A 5,606-nucleotide genomic window follows, 5' to 3' on the forward strand; every position below is an offset into this window, starting at 1 on the left:
ACATGCAAAGCTATAGGGTCAAGCCTCACGGGCAATTAGTACTGGTTAGCTCAAACGCTTGCACGTCTTCCACACCCAGCCTATCAACGTCGTGGTCTACGACGACCCTTCAGGGGGCTCAAGGCCCCAGGCAGATCTCATCTTGGGACGAGTTTCCCGCTTAGATGCTTTCAGCGGTTATCTCTTCCGCACATAGCTACCCGGCGATGCCACTGGCGTGACAACCGGTACACCAGAGGTGCGTCCACTCCGGTCCTCTCGTACTAGGAGCAGGCTCCCTCAAATCTGCAGCGCCCACGGAAGATAGGGACCAAACTGTCTCACGACGTTTTAAACCCAGCTCACGTACCTCTTTAAATGGCGAACAGCCATACCCTTGGGACCGGCTACAGCCCCAGGATGAGATGAGCCGACATCGAGGTGCCAAACACCGCCGTCGATATGAACTCTTGGGCGGTATCAGCCTGTTATCCCCAGAGTACCTTTTATCCGTTGAGCGATGGCCCTTCCATACAGAACCACCGGATCACTTAGACCTGCTTTCGCACCTGCTCGACTTGTCAGTCTCGCAGTCAAGCACGCTTATGCCTATGCACTACCAGCACGATGTCCGACCGTGCCTAGCGTACCTTCGTGCTCCTCCGTTACGCTTTGGGAGGAGACCGCCCCAGTCAAACTGCCTACCATGCACTGTCCCCAACCCCGATTCAGGGGCCCAGGTTAGAACCTCAAACGCACCAGGGTGGTATTTCAACGTCGGCTCCACGGCACCTGGCGGCACCGCTTCAAAGCCTCCCACCTATCCTACACAGATCCGTTCAAAGTCCAATACAAAGCTACAGTAAAGGTTCATGGGGTCTTTCCGTCTTTCCGCGGGGAGATTGCATCATCACAAACATTTCAACTTCGCTGAGTCTCGGGAGGAGACAGTGTGGCCATCGTTACGCCATTCGTGCAGGTCGGAACTTACCCGACAAGGAATTTCGCTACCTTAGGACCGTTATAGTTACGGCCGCCGTTTACCGGGACTTCGATCAAGAGCTTGCACCCCATCACTTAATCTTCCGGCACCGGGCAGGCGTCACACCCTATACGTCCACTTTCGTGTTTGCAGAGTGCTGTGTTTTTAGTAAACAGTCGCAGCCACCTATTTTTTGCAACCCATTCACGCTTCGATGTTCTCTACACGCTACTAGGGCACACCTTATCCCGAAGTTACGGTGTCAATTTGCCGAGTTCCTTCTCCCGAGTTCTCTCAAGCGCCTGAGAATACTCATCTCGCGCACCAGTGTCGGTTTGCGGTACGGTCAGCTGCAAGCTGAAGCTTAGTGGCTTTTCCTGGGACCCCATTCGGTCACTTCGCGAGCAAGCTCGCTCGAGCGACGGCCTCGGTATGTGACACGCGGATTTGCCTACGTGTCGCCTACTTCCGCCTCAACCGGCACTTCCAACCGCCGGATGACCTAGCTTGATCCGTCCCCACATCGCACTTGCAGCCGGTGCAGGAATGTTGACCTGCTTCCCATCAGCTACGCATCTCTGCCTCGCCTTAGGGGCCGACTCACCCTACGCCGATGAACGTTGCGTAGGAAACCTTGCGCTTACGGCGAGCGGGCTTTTCACCCGCTTTAACGCTACTCATGTCAGCATTCGCACTTCTGATACCTCCAGCAACCCTTACGAGCCACCTTCACAGGCCTACAGAACGCTCTCCTACCATGCGTGTTGCCACGCATCCGCAGCTTCGGTAACCGGCTTGAGCCCCGTTACATCTTCCGCGCAGGACGACTCGATCAGTGAGCTATTACGCTTTCTTTAAATGATGGCTGCTTCTAAGCCAACATCCTGACTGTTTTAGCCTTCCCACTTCGTTTCCCACTTAGCCGGTTTTAGGGACCTTAGCTGGCGGTCTGGGTTGTTTCCCTCTCGTGTCCGGACGTTAGCACCCGGTGCACTGTCTCCCACGCTGCTACTCTTCGGTATTCGGAGTTTGCCTTGGTTTGGTAAGTCGCCATGACCCCCTAGCCAAAACAGTGCTCTACCCCCGAAGGTAATACGTGAGGCACTACCTAAATAGTTTTCGGAGAGAACCAGCTATTTCCAGGTTTGTTTAGCCTTTCACCCCTATCCACAGCTCATCCCCTACTTTTGCAACAGTAGTGGGTTCGGACCTCCAGTACCTGTTACGGCACCTTCATCCTGGCCATGGATAGATCACCTGGTTTCGGGTCTACACCCAGCGACTCTATTCGCCCTGTTCGGACTCGGTTTCCCTGCGCCTTCCCTACTCGGTTAAGCTTGCCACTGAATGTAAGTCGCTGACCCATTATACAAAAGGTACGCCGTCACCCCTAAGGGCTCCGACTTTTTGTAAGCATGCGGTTTCAGGATCTATTTCACTCCCCTCCCGGGGTTCTTTTCGCCTTTCCCTCACGGTACTGGTTCACTATCGGTCGATGATGAGTATTTAGCCTTGGAGGATGGTCCCCCCATCTTCAGACAGGATTTCACGTGTCCCGCCCTACTTGTCGCACGCCCAGTTCCACCACCGACTTTTTCCATACGGGGCTATCACCCTCTGTGGCCGGCCTTTCCAGACCGTTCTGATAAGTCGATGGCTACATCGTGCAGGCTCCTCCGATTTCGCTCGCCACTACTTTCGGAATCTCGGTTGATGTCTTTTCCTCGAGCTACTGAGATGTTTCAGTTCGCCCGGTTCGCCTCGCTGCCCTATGTATTCAGGCAGCGATACCTTTGCAGGTGGGTTTCCCCATTCGGAAATCCCCGGATCACAGCTCATTTGCCAGCTCCCCGAGGCTTATCGCAGGCTATCACGTCCTTCGTCGCCTATCATCGCCAAGGCATCCACCACATGCTCTTGTTCACTTGACCCTATAGCTTTGCCGCCTGAATCTCGTTCAGGCCGCACATCGCCACCCGGATCCGTGAACACTGCTTACGCGTTCGCCGTCTTCAACTCGTGACCGCCGAGCCCTTGCCGGACACAGCGGTCGAAACCCGTTGAATGTGTGCTTTGACGCAAATCTTTCGCAATGCACCGCACCGCACCAAGGAAGCCTCGCGCCCAAAGGCGCAAACCCCTCAGCACCGAGCGGCACTGCTGATTCGACTCTGTGAATTGTTAAAGAACAGCCGTAGGTCTTGAAGGACCAACAGGGCAGTACTAGACACCGCGTGTCCAGCACTGGCCTGTTGTGCCTGTGCGCTTTTGCCGCAGCCGCCTTCGACGGGCAAGATCGGTGGTGGAGGATGACGGGATCGAACCGACGACCCCCTGCTTGCAAAGCAGGTGCTCTCCCAGCTGAGCTAATCCCCCGTCGCATCCTGTGCGTGGTGGGTCTGGTTGGTCTCGAACCAACGACCCCCGCCTTATCAAGACGGTGCTCTGACCAACTGAGCTACAGACCCGCTTCGCCAAACCCACCTCTCGGGCCGCGGCGCGTCAGCTCTCACCAACACCCACAACCCTTGCTCGACAACCGATAAGTGTGGACAAGCATCGGCACCCCACCGCTTGCAGGCGGCGCCTTGCTGCATTTTCCAGAAAGGAGGTGATCCAGCCGCACCTTCCGGTACGGCTACCTTGTTACGACTTCACCCCAGTCACGAACCCTGCCGTGGTAATCGCCCCCCTTGCGGTTAGGCTAACTACTTCTGGCAGAACCCGCTCCCATGGTGTGACGGGCGGTGTGTACAAGACCCGGGAACGTATTCACCGCGACATGCTGATCCGCGATTACTAGCGATTCCGACTTCATGCAGTCGAGTTGCAGACTGCAATCCGGACTACGACCGGTTTTACGGGATTGGCTCCCCCTCGCGGGTTGGCAGCCCTCTGTACCGGCCATTGTATGACGTGTGTAGCCCTACCCATAAGGGCCATGAGGACTTGACGTCATCCCCACCTTCCTCCGGTTTGTCACCGGCAGTCCCATTAGAGTGCCCTTTCGTAGCAACTAATGGCAAGGGTTGCGCTCGTTGCGGGACTTAACCCAACATCTCACGACACGAGCTGACGACAGCCATGCAGCACCTGTGTCCAGGCTCTCTTGCGAGCACTCCCACATCTCTGCAGGATTCCTGGCATGTCAAGGGTAGGTAAGGTTTTTCGCGTTGCATCGAATTAAACCACATCATCCACCGCTTGTGCGGGTCCCCGTCAATTCCTTTGAGTTTCAACCTTGCGGCCGTACTCCCCAGGCGGTCGACTTCACGCGTTAGCTTCGTTACTGAGCCACCTAAGGCCCAACAACCAGTCGACATCGTTTAGGGCGTGGACTACCAGGGTATCTAATCCTGTTTGCTCCCCACGCTTTCGTGCATGAGCGTCAGTGCAGGCCCAGGGGACTGCCTTCGCCATCGGTGTTCCTCCGCATATCTACGCATTTCACTGCTACACGCGGAATTCCATCCCCCTCTGCCGCACTCCAGCCTTGCAGTCACAAAGGCCATTCCTAGGTTGAGCCCAGGGATTTCACCTCTGTCTTACAAGACCGCCTGCGCACGCTTTACGCCCAGTAATTCCGATTAACGCTCGCACCCTACGTATTACCGCGGCTGCTGGCACGTAGTTAGCCGGTGCTTATTCTTACGGTACCGTCATCAGCCCCAGGTATTAGCCAGAGCCTTTTCGTTCCGTACAAAAGCGGTTTACAACCCGAAGGCCTTCTTCCCGCACGCGGCATTGCTGGATCAGGCTTGCGCCCATTGTCCAAAATTCCCCACTGCTGCCTCCCGTAGGAGTCTGGGCCGTGTCTCAGTCCCAGTGTGGCTGGTCGTCCTCTCAGACCAGCTACAGATCGTCGGCTTGGTAGGCCTTTACCCCACCAACTACCTAATCTGACATCGGCCGCTCCAGAGGCGCGAGGCCAAACATTGCTGCTTGGTCCCCCGCTTTCATCCTCAGATCACATGCGGTATTAGCACAGCTTTCGCTGCGTTATCCCCCACCTCTGGGCACGTTCCGATGCATTACTCACCCGTTCGCCACTCGTCAGCACCCGAAGGCCTGTTACCGTTCGACTTGCATGTGTAAAGCATGCCGCCAGCGTTCAATCTGAGCCAGGATCAAACTCTATCGTTCGATCTTCAAAGTCAAGCTCACTCAAACGGAATCGAAGTGAATCCTCACTTCGCTTACTGTCTGCGCGAGCAAGTTGTCGCAGCACTCGCTACCACCCGCCCAGACAGGGTCTCCCCCGCCCAGGCCAGCAGCGCACCGCGCTTGCCCACGCTTATCGGCTGTTGTTTGTTAAAGATCCCACCGAAACCCGCCGCGATCAGCAGAGCCTCGTATTATGACACACTTTTTGGCGTCTTGTCCAGGTGCGTCGCGCGCATCTCGTACATCGCGCCCGCTCTGACACAGCGCTCAGAGGTCAGACGAAACACACGGCACGACACCTGGGCAAGCCCCTGGCTGCCGCAGCAGCCAAGGCCCGCCGAAGACCGACACGCACGACGGCGCAGCCAGATCTTCTGGTGTAACAGCCTGACGATGACCTACTTTCACACGCGAGCTGCGCACTATCATCGGCGCGAAGGCGTTTCACTGTCCTGTTCGGGATGGGAAGGAGTGGGACCAC

Annotated in this window: 2 tRNA genes and 3 rRNA genes; all 5 read right to left on the reverse strand. The window is 56.4% G+C overall.

What is annotated here, in order from left to right:
* Positions 1–14: 14 nt before the first annotated feature.
* Positions 15–2,892 (reverse strand): 23S ribosomal RNA (locus A9O67_RS02900).
* Between the two features lie 369 nt (positions 2,893–3,261).
* Positions 3,262–3,337 (reverse strand) — tRNA-Ala (locus A9O67_RS02905).
* 15 nt (positions 3,338–3,352) lie between these two features.
* Positions 3,353–3,429 (reverse strand) — tRNA-Ile (locus tag A9O67_RS02910).
* A 136-nt stretch (positions 3,430–3,565) separates the two neighbouring features.
* Positions 3,566–5,104 (reverse strand): 16S ribosomal RNA (locus A9O67_RS02915).
* Positions 5,105–5,510: 406 nt separating this feature from the next.
* Positions 5,511–5,606: ribosomal RNA gene (gene rrf, locus A9O67_RS02920) — 5S ribosomal RNA — on the reverse strand; the annotation flags it as partial.

This window comes from Tepidimonas fonticaldi, from assembly GCF_001675355.1.
In the GTDB taxonomy this organism is placed as follows: Bacteria; Pseudomonadota; Gammaproteobacteria; order Burkholderiales; family Burkholderiaceae_C; genus Tepidimonas; species Tepidimonas fonticaldi.